Consider the following 14,969-nt stretch of genomic DNA (forward strand, 5'->3'; position numbering starts at 1 on the left):
TTGAATAAAAATTATATGGCATATACTGAAGACGATTTAAAGAAAGAGCTCGAAACCAAGGAGTATGAGTACGGATTTTATACCGATATAGAATCTGATACCTTCCCTGTAGGGCTCAATGAAGATATTGTAAGGGCTATTTCGAAGAAAAAAGAGGAGCCCGAATGGATGACCGAATGGCGACTTGAAGCCTTTAGAGTTTGGGAAAAAATGGAAGAGCCAGATTGGGCCAATGTGCATTATGAAAAACCCAATTTTCAAAATATTTCATACTATTCTGCTCCCAATAAAAAACCTAAATACGAGAGCCTTGATGAGGTAGATCCAGAATTGCTGGACACCTTTAAACGTCTTGGGATTTCTTTAGACGAACAGAAAAAACTGGCAGGGGTAGCTGTAGACGTGGTGATGGATTCGGTTTCGGTAACCACGACCTTCAAGAAAACTCTGGCCGAAAAAGGAATTATTTTCTGCTCTATTTCTGAAGCGATTCAGGAGCATCCCGAGTTGGTGAAAAAATACCTGGGAACGGTAGTTCCTAAAACCGATAATTTCTATGCAGCCTTGAATTCTGCAGTATTTAGTGATGGTTCATTTTGTTACATCCCGAAAGGAGTACGTTGCCCAATGGAGCTTTCTACTTATTTCAGAATTAATCAGGCAGGAACCGGACAATTTGAAAGAACCCTGGTAGTGGCTGATGAAAGCAGCTATGTGAGTTACCTGGAAGGTTGTACCGCACCGAGCCGCGATGAAAATCAGCTGCACGCAGCGGTGGTAGAACTTATTGCCTTAGATGATGCTGAAATCAAATACAGCACCGTGCAAAACTGGTTCCCCGGAAATAAAGAAGGTAAAGGTGGGGTATACAACTTCGTAACCAAAAGAGGTCTATGCGAGAAAAATTCAAAAATCTCCTGGACCCAGGTAGAAACAGGCTCTGCAGTAACCTGGAAGTATCCTTCCTGTATTTTAAAGGGAGACAATTCAATTGGAGAATTCTATTCTATCGCTGTTACCAATAACTTTCAGCAGGCCGATACCGGGACCAAGATGGTTCACCTGGGAAAAAACACCAAAAGCACGATCATCTCCAAAGGAATTTCAGCAGGAAAATCTCAAAACTCCTACCGCGGGCTTGTACAAATCAATTCCCGGGCAGAGAATGCGAGAAACTTTTCGCAATGTGATTCGCTGTTAATGGGGAATAAGTGTGGCGCCCATACTTTCCCGTATATCGAGGTAAAAAATAAGACAGGACAGGTAGAACACGAAGCTACCACCAGTAAAATTGGTGAAGACCAGATTTTCTACTGCAATCAACGCGGGATCGATACCGAAAAGGCTATTGCACTTATCGTAAATGGGTTCAGCAAGGAAGTTTTGAATAAACTGCCTATGGAATTTGCTGTGGAAGCCCAGAAACTACTGGAGATTTCTCTTGAAGGATCGGTAGGATAAATCAAAGCTTAGACCCGTGAAAAGACTTTTTGCAATCATAGTGCTACTTTGGGGAATGCTGGCCTGCCAGGATGAAGCCCGGCAGGAGCTTATGCAGCCTGAAGAAACCGATACCGTGCAGGATAGTATTCCTACTTTGGTGGGGGAATTCATCTATGTTGCCGATGCGGCAGTGTTTAGAGGCAATAATTTTATCTATGGGGTGACTATAGATTCTATGTCTCAGGAACTGGCCAACCGGGTGCAACCATATAAGAAAGAAGATTTCGATATGGTGAAGGTTAAAATTAAAGGAAAAATAGTTCCGAATACGCAGCAGGAAGGCTGGGAAGAGAATATCGAAATTCGGGAAATTTTAGAAATACTGGAGGAGAAAGATCCTTCAGCTAATACTAATCAGGAATAAATAATCTGTCCCGGGTAAAACGGGATGTATATCGAGAATTTATGCTTAAAATAAATAATTTACACGCCAGTATAGACGAAACAGAAATTCTGAAAGGAATTAATCTGGAAATAAAGCCAGGAGAGGTTCACGCCATAATGGGCCCTAACGGTTCAGGAAAAAGTACGCTTTCTTCGGTTATTGCCGGGAAAGAAGAATTTGACGTAACCCAGGGAGAGATCGTTTTTGAAGGAGAAGACCTGGGAGAGCTGGATCCTGAAGAAAGAGCTCACAAGGGTATTTTTCTTTCTTTCCAATATCCGGTTGAGATTCCCGGGGTTTCAGTAACCAATTTTATGAAGGCTGCTATCAACGCCCATCGTAAAGCCCAGGGTCTTGAAGATATGCCGGCCAACGAAATGCTGAAGCTAATTCGCGAAAAAGCTCAAATGCTGGAAATAGACCGCAATTTTCTTTCCCGTTCTTTAAATGAAGGCTTTTCGGGGGGAGAGAAAAAGCGTAACGAAATTTTTCAAATGGCGATGTTGAATCCAAAACTTTCGATTTTGGATGAAACCGATTCCGGTTTGGATATCGATGCGCTTAAAGTGGTGGCCAACGGTGTAAACAAACTTCGAAACAGCGACAATGCTGTATTAGTGATTACTCACTACCAAAGATTGCTAAATTATATTCAACCCGATAAAGTTCACGTATTGGTTGACGGAAAGATCGTGAAATCGGGTGGAAAAGAACTTGCATTAGAGCTCGAAGAAAAAGGTTACGACTGGCTTAAAGCTGAAAAGGTTTAAGAATTATGGTGGCAGGTTCGATAAAATGCGAGCCTGATACAATAAGGTCAAAAAGTTTAAAATTCTTCTTTTTTAGAAGAATATAAAAACCCATAGAATGGATTTAAAAGAAAAACTGGTTTCATCATTTCTAACTTTCGAAGAGGTATATGCAGGAGATAATGATGAGCTACATACCATAAGAAATCAGGCGATCAAAGATTTTGAAAGCCTGGGTTTTCCCGGGAAAAAAGAAGAAGCCTGGAAATATACTTCGCTTAATGCTTTGCTTAAGCATGATTACGATTTCTTCCCAAAGAGAAACGATAGCATCGAGTATCGTGATATCAAAGAATATCTTATCGACGATGTAGATACTTACGATTTGGTTTTTGTTGATGGAGTGTATTCCTCTCATCTTTCTGAAACCACTCACGATAAGATTGACGTTTGCCTGATGTCTTCGGCCTTAAGCAAGGCTCCCTATAAGGAAGTAATCGATAAATATTTCAATAAAATCGCACCTAAAACCGGGCTTAATGCTCTAAATACGGCTTATACCCGCGAAGGCGCTTTTATACATATTCCGAAGAATAAGATCGCCGATAAACCGGTGCATATTCTGAATCTTTCTACAGGGAAAGAAGTAGCACAATTGTTACAACCCCGAAATTTGGTGGTTGTAGGCGAAAATGCTCAGGTACAAATTATCGAAACGCATCAAAGTCTAACCAGCCAGCCTGTTTTAACCAATTCGGTAACCGAAATTTTTGTGGGGAAACATGCTATAGTAGACTATTATAAAATTCAGAATGATGCCGCTACGGCTTCACTCATCGACAATACCTTTATTGAGCAGCAAGGCGAGAGTTTCTGCTCGGTGCATACTTTCTCCATGGGAGGTAAACTTACCAGGAACAACCTCAATTATTACCAAAAAGGGGAGCGCATAGATTCTACGCTTAAAGGAATTACCATCATTGAAGGCAAGCAACACGTAGATCATAATACCTTAGTTCACCATATCGAACCAAACTGCGAAAGCCACCAGGATTATAAAGGAATTTTCGACGGAAGTTCTACCGGTGTTTTCAACGGGAAAGTTGTTGTGGAAAAAGAAGCGCAAAAAACCAATGCCTACCAGTCGAATAACAACGTATTGTTAGACGACAAGGCCACTATCAATTCAAAGCCGCAGCTTGAGATCTTTGCCGATGATGTAAAGTGTAGTCACGGTTGTACCATTGGTCAATTAGACGAAGACTCTTTATTTTACCTAAGGTCACGCGGAATTCCCAAAAAAGAGGCGCAGGCTTTAATGATGTATGCTTTTGCCAACAATGTACTCGAAAGCGTAAAAATTCCTGAACTCAAGAAAAGGATCAATAAACTTATTGCCCAGAAACTGGGTGTGGAAGTAGGCTTTAGCCTTTAACAGCATATTTGGCTAGCCACTTTACTTCCTGAAATTTAAAACAGAACCTATGAGCCTGGCTACTGAAAATATAGCTTTTGATGTCGAAAAAATCAGGGAAGATTTTCCTATTCTCAAGAGAAAGGTGAATAACTATCCGCTGGTGTATTTCGACAATGCAGCTACATCCCAAACTCCGCAGCAGGTAATCGATGTGATTGTAGATTATTACTCCAATTACAATGCAAATATTCACCGCGGGGTACATAGTCTTTCTCAGGAAGCCACCGATAAATACGAGCAGGCCAGGATTAAAATTCAGCAGCATTTCAATGCGGCGAAAGCTTATGAAATTCTGTTTACTTCGGGCACCACTCACGGGATTAACCTCGTAGCCAGCGGATTTGCAAGCCTTTTAAAAAAGGGCGATGAAATCCTGGTGTCAGCTTTGGAGCATCACTCCAATATCGTTCCCTGGCAAATGCTTTGCGAAAAAACGGGGGCGGTTTTAAAAGTGGTTCCTATGAACCAAAACGGAGAGCTTATTTTTGAAGAATTTGAGAATCTGCTTTCAGAAAAAACAAAACTTGTTTTTCTAAATCACGTTTCCAACGCTCTGGGAACGGTGAATCCTATCAAAAAAATTATTGATACTGCTCATAAGGTGGGTGCAGCGGTCCTTATTGACGGGGCTCAGGCCGCACCGCATATCAAGGCCGATGTGCAGGCCCTGGATGTTGACTTCTACGTGGTTTCAGCACATAAAATGTGCGGCCCAACCGGAATTGGTATTCTCTACGGAAAAGAGGAGTGGTTGGAAAAATTACCTCCATACCAGGGTGGTGGTGAGATGATCGAAACCGTTACTTTTGAAAAAACAACCTATGCCGGGCTTCCGCATAAATTTGAAGCCGGAACTCCCAATATTTGTGGCGGGATTGCTTTTGGAGCGGCCCTGGATTATATGAACAAAATAGGTTTTGGTAAAATCGCAGCCTATGAGCAGGAGTTGTTGGATTATGCCACGAAAAAACTGCTGGAAATCGAAGGGATGAAAATCTACGGAGTCTCAAAAGAGAAAACCGCAGTGATCTCTTTCAATATCGAAGGTCTGCATCCATACGACATAGGCACTTTACTGGATAAAATGGGAATTGCCGTTCGCACAGGTCACCATTGTGCCCAGCCAATTATGGATTTCTATAAAATTCCGGGGACGGTGAGGGCATCTTTTGCCTTTTACAATACCAAAGAGGAAATAGATCGTTTTATTGAAGGGGTGAAAAAAGCAAAAATGATGTTGTCTTAGATGAAAAGATCAGTTTTTATAATAGTTCTTGCCCTGATGGCTTTTTCCTGCGGAAATAATTCTGAAAAATCTTCAGAAGAAATAAGGGAATTGGAAGACGGCAATTATAAAGTCCTGGAGTTTGAGGGCGAAAATATTTCGGCTGAAGATTACAGGCTTCAGGTAGATGCCGAAGAAAAAAGACTGGCAGGAAATTTGGGCTGTAATAATTTCTCGACCAGGTACGAATTTACAGATGAGGGAATTCGATTTAAACCTGGGATTGGAACTAAAATGTATTGCGAAGGAAAAATGCAATATGAAGACCGACTGGGAGAAATTTTACCGGAAATAAGCAAGCTCGTGAAAAATGGAGAAGATTTGATATTTTTATCGGAAACCGAAGAAGAGCTTCTCAAAATCACAAAAATCGACTAAAGTGAGTAATATTAAAGAGATACAGCAAGATATAGTAGAGGAATTCGCAATGTTCGAAGACTGGATGCAGCGCTATGAATATATGATCGAACTGGGAAAATCCCTGCCACTTATTGAGGAAAAATATAAAATAGACGAAAATCTTATAAAAGGTTGCCAGAGCAAGGTGTGGGTTCACGCAGAGCTGGAAGGCGACAAACTGGTTTTCACGGCCGATAGTGATGCGATAATCACCAAGGGAATCGTTGCGATTTTAATTCGTGCTTTTTCCAATCAGCATCCCGCCGATATCATCGAAGCCGATACGAAATTCATTGATGAAATTGGGCTTAAGGAGCATCTCTCCCCTACCCGGGCCAATGGATTGGTGAGTATGATTAAACAACTAAAAATGTATGCCGTGGCATACCAAACTCAATTGAATTAAGATGGAACAGGAAATAGACACTCAGGAATTGGGCGAAAAAATCGTTAAGGTGCTTAAAACCATCTACGATCCCGAGATCCCGGTAGATATTTACGAGCTGGGACTTATTTACGACGTAATGGTAAATACCGATTATGAAGTAAAGATCCTAATGACTCTCACCACGCCAAACTGCCCGGTAGCCGAAAGTCTTCCGCAGGAGGTGCAGGATAAGGTAAAATCGCTGGATACCGTAAAAGATGCCGAGGTAGAGATCACCTTCGATCCGCCCTGGACGCAAGATCTTATGAGCGAAGAAGCCAAATTGGAATTAGGCCTTTTATAATTTCACTTCAAACCTCTAACTTTTAACTTCTCACTTTAAAATGGCTGAAGAAATCATAAATCGCGTTGCACAAAGCAAGTTAATTACTTTTAACCTGGAAGACTATTACCTGCCGGGAGAACGTATATTGTTTGATGTGAAAGATTGGCTGCTGGAAGGGTTTGTGCTTCGGGAAAAAGATTTCAGGGAACAGGCAAATGCTCACGATTGGAGCCGCTATGAAGGAAAGTATGTAGCGCTGTTTTGCTCCAGCGATGCGATAATTCCGGCCTGGGCTTATATGTTTCTGGCGACAAAACTTCAGCCTTTTGCAAAGAAAGTAGTGACCGGCGACCTGGAACTTTTAGAAACTGTTTTATATGCAGAGCAAATTCAGAAAATGGATTTAAGCGAATTGAAGGATAAACCGGTTATCGTAAAAGGCTGTTCGAACCGCCCGGTGCCTCCCAATGCATATTTACTGCTAATAGAAAAACTACAGCCGGTTGTAAAAAGCCTGATGTATGGAGAAGCCTGCTCCTCTGTACCTCTCTATAAAAAACCAAAATCCTAAGCCTTTAAAAAAGGCTTTTTTTAATACACTAACCCGGGGGTATTCCCACCAAAAATTTAAAAATGAAAAAACTACTACTTGGTCTTGCTCTCTTCGGAAGCATTTTCACAGGCTGGTCTCAGGAAGCAGAAGAGGAAGAACAAAAACAGGGATGGACTACAGAAGGTAATTTCTCTCTTATGTTTAATCAATCGGCCTTTAATGAGCAATGGACGGGGGGCGGATCTTCAAACATTGCCGGGAATCTGCTATTAAATTATGATTTCAATTACCTGAGAGATGACTTTACCTGGGATAACAAATTCATTCTTGATTATGGTTTAACCCGGCAGCGAGGCGATGAATTCACCAGAAAAACCAGTGACCGTCTCGAATTGAATTCTATAGCCGGCAAACAGATCAATGAATCTAACTGGTATTATTCCATGTTTCTGAATTTCAGAACTCAAATCACCAAGGGTTATAAATATTCTGAAGATCCCGATACCGGGGCAACTATTCGTGACGAATTTACCAACTTTCTTTCTCCTGCTTACCTACAGTTTGGTCCCGGGCTTATGTGGAAAAAAACCGACAATCTCTATTTTAACCTCTCCCCTGCTGCCGGAAGAGTAATTCTGGTAGACAGAGCCTTTACCAGTGGCCCAAACTATGTAGACGGCGATTATTTTGGCGTGGATGCAGGAAAATCGGCTCGTTGGGAGTTAGGCGCAGCTCTTTCGGGATACGCAAAATTCAACCTGTTTGAAAATGTGAGTATGGAAAACCTGCTAAATCTTTATTCAAACTATTTTGAAGATCCGCAGAATGTAGACATAGATTACACGATGAATCTTAATATGAAGATCAACGATTTTCTTTCTGCCAATCTTATTTTTCAGGCCATTTATGATGATAATGCCGTGAAAGGATTTCAAATTAGAGAGGTTTTTGGCGTAGGTTTCAACTATAAATTTTAGAAAAACCAAAATTTATTGATTTAAACCTGCAGTTTCGGCTGTGGGTTTTTCTGAATATAACAGCCAGGCTTAGTTAAATTTTTGTTGAATCTGTGAGCTTCAAAAAACTGGCTGTATTCTATTGCTTAACTTTGCTTTTATGATTGAAAAAACCGATTTAACCCACGAAAAAGCAGTTTTAATAGGGATAGTTACCCAGAGCCAGGACGAAGAAAAGCTCAGGGAATATCTAGACGAACTGGAATTTCTCACCTATACCGCCGGCGGGGAAGTGGCAGGCCGCTTTACCCAAAAACTGGATTCCCCCAACCCCAAAACCTTTATAGGAACTGGTAAGATGGAGGAGGTTAGACAATTTGTGGAGGAAAACGAAATCGGGACCGCCATCTTTGATGATGAACTTTCGCCTGCTCAGCAAAAAAATATCGAACGAATTTTAAAATGTAAGGTGCTTGACCGTACAACCCTTATCCTCGATATTTTTGCCCAACGTGCTCAAACCAGCAACGCCCGCACCCAGGTAGAGCTGGCGCAATATGAATATTTGCTTCCGCGTCTTGCAGGGATGTGGACTCACCTGGAACGCCAGCGAGGGGGAATTGGAATGCGAGGACCCGGGGAAACCGAGATCGAAACCGACCGCCGTATTGTTAGAGATAAAATTGCACTACTCAAGAAAAAACTGGCTACCATAGATAAACAAATGGAAGTACAGCGCGGTAACCGCGGGCAAATGGTAAGGGTTGCCCTGGTGGGTTATACTAACGTGGGGAAATCTACTTTGATGAATGTAATTAGCAAAAGCGAGGTTTTTGCTGAAAACAAATTATTTGCTACCCTCGATACCACCGTGCGAAAAGTGGTAATTCGAAATTTGCCATTTTTGCTTACCGATACCGTAGGTTTTATTAGAAAACTTCCCACCCAGCTGGTAGAATCTTTTAAATCTACGCTAGACGAGGTTAGGGAAGCCGATTTGCTTTTACATGTGGTAGATATCTCCCATCCTAATTTTGAGGAGCATATAGAATCGGTAAATCAGATTCTAAGCGAAATTAAAAGCAATGATAAACCCACGCTTATGGTCTTCAACAAAATAGACCAGTACAAAGCCGAGAAAATTGCTGAAGACGATTTGATCACCGAAAAAACCACTGCCCATTATACTTTGCAGGAATGGCAACGTACCTGGATGAACCGGTTGGGAGAAAATGTGCTGTTTATTTCTGCTCTCAATAAAGAAAATATGGAAGAGTTCAGAAAGAAAGTTTACGAGGCCGTGCGTGAAATTCACATCACCCGCTTCCCCTACAACAATTTCCTATATCCCGAATACGACGAATATGGCGAGGAGCAGGAGTAGCTTACAACAACAGTTTTCAAAGCATAGTTTTCAATTAGCTTAAAAAAATTGAATTGATTTTTAAATAAAACCCTGGTTCTTCTTAAATTTAAGGGAATCAATAATTTAAAAAAATGAAAAGATCAATTCTAATAGCCGCCTTATTCCTTTGCGGAATTGTAAGCGCACAAAGTCTCGATGGTGCCTGGAAACTTATTGAAATGGATGGTGAAAAAATTACCGACAGGGAAGTAGTTCGAATTTATCAGGATGGATATTTTGCTCACGGATCTAAAAAAATCGGCAATAACGAATTTTTAGGAGCTGCCGGGGGAGAATTTGTAATTTCAGACGAGGAAACCCTTACCGAAACCCGCGATTTCGACACACAGGATCCCGATGAAATTGGCATAGAACACGAATACAATATAAGCTGGGAAGGTGATAATATAATTGAAATTTCTGATGGTAATAAAACTAAGGTCTGGGAACGCATTTCTGAAAATACAGATGATCTAACCCGCAATTGGGTTATCACAGGACGTGAAAGAAATGGAGAGATGAATACGATGACCCCCGGTGATCGCAGAACAATAAAAATTTTAAGTGGCGGTCGTTTTCAATGGGTAGCATTCCATTCGGCCACCAAAGAGTTTAGCGGCACCGGTGGTGGCACTTATACCGCCGAGGATGGGAAGTACACCGAAAATATTGAATTTTTCTCCCGTGATAATAGTCGTGTTGGTGCCAGCTTAAGTTTCGATTATGAAGTGAAAGATGGCAAATGGCATCACAAAGGAAAGTCTTCTAAAGGTGATCCCATTTATGAGATCTGGTCTCCATACCAGGAGGCATATAAAAAGTAATAAAAAATGGCTGCAGAATTTGCAGCCATTTTTTGTTAACGTATAAAGAAAGCCTCCCTGGGAAATAAATATTCCCCGGGTGGTTTCTGTGTGATTTTAAACCGAAGGTTTTGCTGCAGCGGATTATATTGTAAACGCAATCTTGCAGGCACAGAATTTAGGCGGCTCTCTATGGTGCCATCAAAAATGTTTTCGGCGATTCGAATAAGGTTTATGGTGTATTGATTTTCATCTTTGCGGCAATCTCTTATTTCACCCCGCTCAAACGAAGCACAATACTTCCCTTTGATATTTCGGGGAGAATCGTACTCTAAAATCAATTCGAGATTGGTATTCCCGTCCTGGGACACCCATTGCCAGCTCCCTGCCATATCCTGGCTGTGCTGCCCAAAAACCTGAATTCCGATAAGGAAGATCAGGCTACATAAAAATTTTGTCATCAAGTAAAGGTTTAGATCATAGTACCGCTAATAATTAAGTTGAAAAGTACGATAAAAAATCAATTCCCCGTTAGCCTGATGTTGTCGATATCATAGGTTGTTGTTTTATCGGGCGGGGCACCCAGATATTGAAATGCGATTCTTACTTTTCCGAAAATGCAGGAAATATCGAGTTCGGTTCGGGTGTAAGTACTGCCATATCGGTTCGAAGGTCCCGGCTGTATTTGAGCGTCCAGCTCATTCCAGTGAGTGGTTTTTGGATCGCCGGTAAAATCGTTGGTAACAAAGACCTTTAAAATACTCGCATTATCATAGGAAGCCATAAGATCGAAACTTAAAGTTGCTTCGGAAGTTTGGTCCAGGTTTATTTCAGGAGAAATTAACCAAACCTCCAACGGGTTTTCTGTGACATTAAAACCTGAAATTCTCACATACCGATTCCCGCTGAAGCTTCCGGGTTCAAATTTTTTATTTCCGCCATTCACATTTAGGTTGAGCCAGCCCTTGCTCGCCAGCCCGGCCACGGTGGCGATTGCTTCAAAATTTTCTTCGAAAATAAGCCGCGAAGTATTCCCTGTGGTTGTATTACATTCCAAAAATTCCGGGTCGCAACGCGGGCCGTTAAATTCGAGATCTTCCGGTGAGTTAAGCTCGATGATATAAAAATCATCATAGAAATTTCGGGAAAGCACTCCTTTCACTTTTCCCGAACCAACAGGTAGGCTCAAAGCCCTGAATCTGGAATAGGTGCTGGTACTCAAAGTGGTGAATGCACCGGTTTTACAGCTTTCGAGTTGTCGCTCTCCATCATAGGCGTCGAAATTTTCAGCAGCAAAACTCATCACCCTGTTTTCACGTACAAGATTCCGGTTAAATTGCACGGCCTCTAATTGGATAAATAAGTTTAAAAATTCAGGTTTAAAATTGTTGATCTCAAGCGGGAGCGGTACAATTTCCGACTTTTGAGGGGTCCTTATAATATGCTCATCGATTAAGTAATTGGGAATGGCCACCACATCTCCACGGTTCTGGATACCAAGCTTTATTAACCCGTTATTGAATCCCAGGCTTAGCCCATCGAGTTTTACATAGATTTTTCTTCCGAAGTCAAAAGTTTCGTGAAGCGAGTTGTCGTCTATCAATAAAAGAATCCCGGCGGTTGGATTTTGTGCTTTATCCTGCAAAACCAGTTCTTTATAAAAATTCCCGCCTTCGTCGGTAGAGATCACGAAAGCTTCCATATAAAGGCCCGTATCGCGAAAAGTATAGATTTGGCCGGTACTTACATTAAAGTGATTTTTAACGACTGCCACAGCTGTTATTTGGCCATCCAGGTTAAATTCTACTTCATTCACTGCAGGCAATTCGAAATCATCGCTATTCACACAAGCTGCTAAGAGTATAATCACCCCAAGGCCCCAAAATTTCTTCATCTTAAAAATTTTAAAATCGCAGGTAAAAGTTCATATAATAGGTAGCCCCGGTACCATACCAATACCTGGGACTAAAAAGGGGCAACTCCCGCTCACGGTCTTCTTTGAGTGAGCGATAATTCACATTTCGGGACTGTTCAAAACCACCGGTTTTATAAATCACATCCAAAATATTATTCAGGCTAATAAAGAATCCCAGGTACTTCCCTTTCACCAGCCAGGATTTGCCACCTATGGCGTTGAGCAGAAAATAATCCTTAAATTCTTCCTGCCTAAGCAATTCTCTGGCTAGCCTGGGATCATAATCCAGTAAAGGCTGCCCATCGGTATCTTTACTAAAATTTTCGGTTCGGGTAATGGGACTAATATTTATAAAAGCCTTATCGAAATAATTTAAACTCATCCCAAACCACCAAAAATTGGGGTCTCTGTATTCAAATCCTACCTGTGCGGCGGTTTGCGGCCCGCCAGCAAGTCTGTAATTTTTGAGATAGGAAGTACCCAGGTCTACCGCTTCATTAAAATCGTTGGAAGTTAAATACAGCGACGGATTATTACTATAGGTGAATTGCCCCAATGCTGCCCCGGCTTTCAGCTTTATTGTCGGGGTAATTTGCGACTCGGCACCCCATTCGACCCCAAAATGCCGCTTATCAATACCCGTGAGCACTTCCTGAACGAAGGCTGTGGTATTAAGCCTTCCCAGGCCCGAGAGCCCGTCGGCATAGTAGAATGAGATGTTGGTGGCATCCTGAAATTGTGTAAAATATCCGGTTAATCGTGTGTTAAGCCAGGCTGCTCTAAACCTGTAACTTAGATCGGCAGTATAAATACTTTCACTTTTTAAATTCCTAACCACGTGATTATTTTGCCTGATGTTAGAAAAACTGCTGCGTATATCGGGAGCTTTGGTGAGGTAAGCGGCATTTAAACTAACTAAATGCCTGCCGGTAATTTTATAGGTAAAGCCCGACTTTATGCCGAAATCGGTAAAATTGAGGGCTTCACTTTTTCCGAAGGAAGTTTCGGGGAAACTGGCATTTCGAAAAAGCCCCTCCCGTTGGTATCGGCTTTGACTTAAATTCGCCGCTGCGAAGGCTTCGATAAATTTAGAATTGAACTGCAACTGGCCAAAGGCTTCGGCCCTCCTGGCAAGAATCCTGAAATTATACTTATATGGTTCATTTTCACCCACCAACCTGTTGGGATTGTTCAAATCGTTTTGGGCTAAATTCCCTTCCTCAAAAAAATCGATATCCAGAAAATTTTCTCCTCCCAGCATATCCCGAATCGATGCGAAATTGTGTGAATTGAGATAGGTAAATCGTAAACCTGAATTAAGTTTTAGGCTTTCGCTGAAGTCGACATCTAAAAAACTGCTGTACATTAATTGGCGGTCATCATTGCGATCTTCAGAAAGTGCATAAAGGGTATACCCGGCAATTTCATTGGCCCGGTATAGACTTTCCCAGTCTAACTGCCCATTATCCTCAAACTGGTTTCGCGCGATCCAGGCGGCCTGGTAATTGGCAGTATTGGGAAACCGAAGAAAATAACCCGGCAATTTCTGATAGTAAGTGGGATCGGGGTTTACCCCACCACCCAGGAAGGTAGATTCTCCATTGAAATCTAGCTTACGTGTGCCTCCAAAATCGATTCGGGAATTGCCAATTTTCCCGAATTGATAAGCGAGATTATTATTGAAACTTATTTTTTCTGAAATTTTCCAATAATGATTTAGCATAAAAATTGGTTCGTGTATCTCCCGAACCCGGCTATTTCTAATCCTTCCGTTCTGAAGGCCCCAGTAGGAATTATAACGTTCGTCTTTCATCTCGAAAACCTCATTGGTAATCGGTGAAGTTTTTCCGCGGAGATTTGGCGTATAAAAAGCAGTGAAGTTTAAACTATGAGATGCATTGAGCTTTTTCTCCACAGAAATAAAAGCTGAATTTGCTTCATATAGGCTTCCGTCTACATAAGCTTCAACAGCAAACCTTCGGGAAAGAGAGATGGAATAAGCCCAGCCTTTGGCGTTTTCACCGCTATTCCAGGTGGCCATCAAACGGCTGTTGTAGCTTCTATTGGAAGCAGCGATTGAGATTCTTCCTCCGGGAGCATATTTTGAAGCCCTCATTAAGATATTGGTGGTCCCTGCCAGGCCACCAAAGCTCACATCGCTGGGAGTAAGTCCCAGTGAAAATTCCTGGTTGCGTTGCACATCATTAAGCCCACCCCAATTGCTCCATTGCGGCCTACCGCTATAAAGCTTGTTCATCTCAATACCATTAATGAGTACTTTTCCCTGCTCGCTGCCAAGACCACGCGGTCTAAAGAAAGTCTGACCGAAATCAAAGGCAGCAGCATTAAGAAAAACATCACGGGTAGCCTGCAGGAGGCCTGCGACATTTTCAAACCCGCCCTCCTCTTCATCGAGTTCGGCATCGGCCAGGCTAATAATATTGATTTGCATTTGCTCGCGTTTTAAATCGGGATTGAGCAAGAGCATATCCAGATTTTTAATTTCTCCGGGTTTTAGCAAAAGTGGTAAGCGAAGGCTGCGATAATTATCGCCCTTAATGAGCAATACATATTCGCCCGTAGCCAGGCCTGCGATTTCCAGCACGAATTCTCCCCGGGAATCGGTTTTGGTAGCAAAAGGGCTGCCTTCCAATTCGATTTCCAGGTCGGGAATAGGTTGATAAATGCCGGCTTCAACCACGATTCCTTTCACGATGCTTTCCTGAGATAAAACTTGTAGGGAGCAAATTCCCAGGAGAACGAGTAGTAGTAATTTCATGTATTCTTCGCTCCTTTGCTCCCTATAATTTTAAAACTTTAATCTTT

The 14,969-nt window shown here is 41.9% G+C and carries 15 protein-coding genes; 12 read left to right on the plus strand and 3 right to left on the minus strand.

What is annotated here, in order from left to right:
* The first annotated feature begins 15 nt into the window (after positions 1–15).
* The 12 genes from sufB (at position 16) to ACW6QP_RS00285 (ending at position 10,249) form a co-directional block, all read left to right on the plus strand.
* A complete protein-coding gene (gene sufB, locus ACW6QP_RS00230; RefSeq protein WP_457908820.1) occupies positions 16–1,461 on the plus strand; it encodes a Fe-S cluster assembly protein SufB in 1,446 nt (481 codons plus the stop codon).
* A gap of 16 nt (positions 1,462–1,477) precedes the next feature.
* Positions 1,478–1,867 carry a hypothetical protein gene (locus ACW6QP_RS00235; RefSeq protein WP_457908821.1) on the plus strand — a complete coding sequence of 130 codons (390 nt, stop codon included), beginning with the start codon at positions 1,478–1,480 and terminating at the stop codon, positions 1,865–1,867.
* Between the two features lie 41 nt (positions 1,868–1,908).
* A complete protein-coding gene (gene sufC, locus ACW6QP_RS00240) occupies positions 1,909–2,658 on the plus strand; it encodes a Fe-S cluster assembly ATPase SufC (protein ID WP_457908822.1) in 750 nt (249 codons plus the stop codon).
* Between the two features lie 97 nt (positions 2,659–2,755).
* The gene (sufD, locus tag ACW6QP_RS00245) at positions 2,756–4,072 is read left to right on the plus strand and encodes a Fe-S cluster assembly protein SufD (RefSeq protein ID WP_457908823.1); all 1,317 of its coding nucleotides are present in this window, start codon (positions 2,756–2,758) and stop codon (positions 4,070–4,072) included.
* Positions 4,073–4,121: 49 nt separating this feature from the next.
* A complete protein-coding gene (locus ACW6QP_RS00250; RefSeq protein WP_457908824.1) occupies positions 4,122–5,360 on the plus strand; it encodes an aminotransferase class V-fold PLP-dependent enzyme in 1,239 nt (412 codons plus the stop codon).
* Positions 5,361–5,777, plus strand: coding sequence for an META domain-containing protein (locus ACW6QP_RS00255; protein WP_457908825.1), 417 nt, complete (start codon positions 5,361–5,363; stop codon positions 5,775–5,777). It begins immediately after the preceding gene.
* Position 5,778: 1 nt separating this feature from the next.
* Positions 5,779–6,204: a SufE family protein gene (locus tag ACW6QP_RS00260; RefSeq protein WP_457908826.1), complete on the plus strand. Its 426-nt coding sequence runs from the start codon at positions 5,779–5,781 to the stop codon at positions 6,202–6,204.
* A gap of 1 nt (position 6,205) precedes the next feature.
* Positions 6,206–6,529, plus strand: coding sequence for an SUF system Fe-S cluster assembly protein (locus ACW6QP_RS00265; RefSeq protein WP_457908827.1), 324 nt, complete (start codon positions 6,206–6,208; stop codon positions 6,527–6,529).
* Positions 6,530–6,569: 40 nt separating this feature from the next.
* Positions 6,570–7,082, plus strand: a complete 513-nt coding sequence (locus ACW6QP_RS00270; protein WP_457908828.1) for a DUF2480 family protein — start codon at positions 6,570–6,572, stop codon at positions 7,080–7,082.
* 62 nt (positions 7,083–7,144) lie between these two features.
* Positions 7,145–8,041 carry a DUF3078 domain-containing protein gene (locus ACW6QP_RS00275; RefSeq protein ID WP_457908829.1) on the plus strand — a complete coding sequence of 299 codons (897 nt, stop codon included), beginning with the start codon at positions 7,145–7,147 and terminating at the stop codon, positions 8,039–8,041.
* 139 nt (positions 8,042–8,180) lie between these two features.
* Positions 8,181–9,404 carry a GTPase HflX gene (gene hflX, locus ACW6QP_RS00280; protein ID WP_457908830.1) on the plus strand — a complete coding sequence of 408 codons (1,224 nt, stop codon included), beginning with the start codon at positions 8,181–8,183 and terminating at the stop codon, positions 9,402–9,404.
* Between the two features lie 113 nt (positions 9,405–9,517).
* The gene (locus tag ACW6QP_RS00285) at positions 9,518–10,249 is read left to right on the plus strand and encodes a hypothetical protein (protein ID WP_457908831.1); all 732 of its coding nucleotides are present in this window, start codon (positions 9,518–9,520) and stop codon (positions 10,247–10,249) included.
* A gap of 35 nt (positions 10,250–10,284) precedes the next feature.
* Here ACW6QP_RS00285 and ACW6QP_RS00290 read toward each other — a convergent pair whose 3' ends face one another.
* Genes ACW6QP_RS00290 through ACW6QP_RS00300 form a run of 3 tightly spaced genes read right to left on the minus strand, consistent with a single transcriptional unit; the run spans position 10,285 to position 14,922 of the window.
* On the minus strand, positions 10,285–10,689 hold the full coding sequence (locus ACW6QP_RS00290; RefSeq protein WP_457908832.1) for a hypothetical protein: 405 nt from the start codon (positions 10,687–10,689) through the stop codon (positions 10,285–10,287).
* Between the two features lie 59 nt (positions 10,690–10,748).
* Positions 10,749–12,122 carry a DUF5689 domain-containing protein gene (locus ACW6QP_RS00295; RefSeq protein ID WP_457908833.1) on the minus strand — a complete coding sequence of 458 codons (1,374 nt, stop codon included), beginning with the start codon at positions 12,120–12,122 and terminating at the stop codon, positions 10,749–10,751.
* A 10-nt stretch (positions 12,123–12,132) separates the two neighbouring features.
* Positions 12,133–14,922 (minus strand): TonB-dependent receptor, encoded by a 2,790-nt coding sequence (locus ACW6QP_RS00300; RefSeq protein WP_457908834.1) that lies wholly within the window; start codon positions 14,920–14,922, stop codon positions 12,133–12,135.
* Positions 14,923–14,969: the final 47 nt, after the last annotated feature.

This window comes from Salegentibacter haimaensis, from assembly GCF_054121495.1.